This is a genomic window from Teichococcus vastitatis (assembly GCF_003604215.1).
GTDB lineage: Bacteria > Pseudomonadota > Alphaproteobacteria > Acetobacterales > Acetobacteraceae > Pseudoroseomonas > Pseudoroseomonas vastitatis.
The window spans coordinates 1-2024 of the sequence record NZ_QXGS01000124.1 but is presented as its reverse complement, the minus strand read 5'-3'; the positions used below and the strand labels follow the sequence as shown (position 1 = coordinate 2024).

Genomic DNA, 2024 nt, shown 5'->3' with positions numbered 1-2024 from the left:
TGTTGATTGCCACTGAGAGCCGACCCGGGGTTGCCACGAGGATCTGACCCGGGTTGTGGATGCGGGGTTTCGGATCCCGTCAGGTCGGCTGTGGTTTCCTTTCACGCTGGGCCTGGGTGGCGGAGCTGTTCCTGAAGCGGAAGCTGTCGTTGCCGGTCTCCAGGATATGGCAGTGGTGGGTGAGCCGATCGAGGAGCGCGGTGGTCATCTTGGCATCTCCGAAGATCGCCGCCCACTCACTGAAACTGAGGTTGGTGGTGATGATGACGCTGGTCTGCTCGTACAGCTTGCTGAGCAGGTGAAACAGCAGGGCACCGCCCGAGGCGCTGAACGGCAGGTATCCCAGCTCGTCGAGGATCAGCAGGTCGGCGTGGAGCAGGCGGGTGGCGATCTGCCCGGCCCTTCCGGCGGCTTTCTCCTGTTCGAGCATGTTGACCAGTTCCACCGTGGAGAAGAACCGCACGCGCTTGCGGTGATGTTCGACCGCCTGGACGCCGAGCGCGGTAGCGACATGGGTCTTGCCGGTGCCCGGCCCGCCGACCAGCACGATGTTGTCGGCGCTGTCCATGAAGGCACCGGTGTGGAGCTGGCGCACCAGGGCCTCGTCGAGGTGGCTGCTGGCGAAGTCAAAGCCCGTCAGGTCCTTGTAGGTGGGGAACCGGGCAGCCTTGAGCTGGTAGGCGATGGAGCGGACCTCGCGCTCGGCGATCTCGGCTTTGAGCAGCTGCGACAGGATGGGGATTGCGCTCTGGAAGGCGGGCGCGCCCTGCTCGGTCAGTTCGGCCGCGGCCTGTGCCATGCCGTGCATCTTGAGGCTGCGCAGCATGATGGTGATGGCGGCGGCCGCCGGGTCATGACGCATGGCGGCCTCCCTGTCTCGGGCGCAGGCTGTCGTAGCGGGCCACATTGGCCTTGGGCTCCTGTGCCAGCACCAGGGCCTGGGGCGCCTCGATCGGCGGCGCCTGGGAAGCGGTGCCATCGGTCAGCCGGTGCAGCAGGTTCAGGATGTGGGTCTTGCTGGCGGCCCCAGCCTGCAGCGCCATCTCCACGGCGACCAACACGGCCTGCTCGTCGTGCTGCAGCACCAGGGAAAGGATCTCCACCATCTCCCGGTCGCCGCCGGCCCTGCCGTGCAGCTGACGCTGGAGCTGCCGGAACGCCTCCGGCAGTTCGGCGAAGGGTGCGCCGTTGCGCAGGGCACCGGGCTTGCGCTGGAGCACGGCCAGGTAGTGGCGCCAGTCATAGACGGTCCGGCCCTGCCCGTGGTGCGACCGCTCGATGATCCGCGGGTGCTCGCAGACAACGGCGCCCTCGGCCACCACCACGATGCGATCAGGGTAGATCCGTAGGCTGACCGGCCGGTTGGCAAAGGAGGCGGGCACGCTGTAGCGGTTGCGATCGAAGTGCACGAGGCAGGTGGGCGAGACCCGCTTGGTCTCCTCCACGAAGCCGTCGAAGACCCGCCGGACCGGCATCAGGCAATCCACCTCCTGCCGCCAGACCGCGGCGACGCTGCCGGGCTCCACCCCGTGCGGGATCTCCTCCCAGAGGGTGCGGCAACGTTGTTCCAGCCAGGCGTTCAGCGCCGCCAGGCTGGCAACCTGCGGTATCGGCTGCCACAGCCGGTGCCGGGCGTCCTGGACGTTTTTCTCGACCTGACCCTTCTCCCAACCGGAGGCTGGATTGCAGAACTCCGGCTCGAACAGATAGTGGCTCGCCATGGCCAGAAAGCGGGCGTTGATCTGCCGCTCCCGGCTCGGGCCGATCCGGTCCACGGCAGTGCGCATGTTGTCGTAGATGCCGCGCCGCGGCACGCCGCTCAGCACACGAAAGCCGTGGTTGTGGGCGTCGAACAGCATCTCGTGCGTCTGCAGCAGGTAGGCCCGCACCAGGAAAGCGCGGCTATGGCAAAGCTTGAGATGGGCGACCTGCAGCTTGGTGCGCTCGCCGCCGATGACGGCATGCTCCTCGCTCCAGTCGAACTGAAACGCCTCGCCCGGGCCAAAGGCCAGCGGCACGAAGAC

At 67.2% G+C, this 2024-nt stretch carries 2 protein-coding genes; both read right to left on the bottom strand.

The window, feature by feature from the left end; genetic code table 11:
- Positions 1 to 79: 79 nt before the first annotated feature.
- The gene (gene istB / locus D2K64_RS23375; RefSeq protein WP_120010808.1) at positions 80 to 862 is read right to left on the bottom strand and encodes an IS21-like element helper ATPase IstB; all 783 of its coding nucleotides are present in this window, start codon (positions 860 to 862) and stop codon (positions 80 to 82) included.
- Positions 852 to 2024 (bottom strand): IS21 family transposase (gene istA / locus D2K64_RS23370; protein WP_120010806.1); only part of this gene is annotated, 1173 nt, incomplete at its 5' end. The genes istB and istA, both read right to left, overlap by 11 nt.